This is a genomic window from Polaromonas sp. P4_H1, assembly GCF_056400945.1.
The window spans coordinates 1-510 of record NZ_JBFUKG010000162.1; the positions used below are offsets into that span (position 1 = coordinate 1).

Consider the following 510-nt stretch of genomic DNA (forward strand, 5'->3'; position numbering starts at 1 on the left):
GCACAGCACGCCCCGAACACTCTTACATCGGCGGGCCACCTCGAGCACATTCCCCGTACCTTGGGCATTGACCTCGAACGTTCGGAGAGGCTCGCGATAAGATTTTCGCACCAAGGGTTGTGCTGCCAAGTGCAGCAGCAATTCCGGCTGAAATTCGTCAACGGCAGCGGTGAGCGCAGGCAGATCAGTAATATCGCCGAAAGTGGTCGGAACGGCCCCGAGCGCCAGCGCACCAAACAAATTTGGGCGGGTTTCCGGCGGCAACGAAAATCCCGCAACGCGTACACCGATGAGGTCGAGCCACAATGACGCCCACCCCCCGGTGAAGCCCGTCGTGCCCGTCACGAGGACTTTGCGCCCCGCTAGCGCGGCTTCGAACGGTAGCAAATCCATCGCTTTTCCTCACCTCAATCCTGCGGCCCCCCGCTCTCACCGAGCGAGGTAGTCCATTTAGCCGAAAAGCGGAAGCATAAACGGGCCTATCCGAACTGCGGGCGCCGAGCTGTAGGC

Annotated in this window: 1 protein-coding gene; it reads right to left on the reverse strand. The window is 61.0% G+C overall.

Annotation, left to right across the window (positions count from 1 at the left end; translation table 11 throughout):
* Positions 1 to 393, reverse strand: a 393-nt coding sequence (locus AC1DS5_RS25665; protein ID WP_477721061.1) for a GDP-mannose 4,6-dehydratase, incomplete at its 3' end; no start/stop codon positions are given.
* Positions 394 to 510 lie beyond the last annotated feature (117 nt).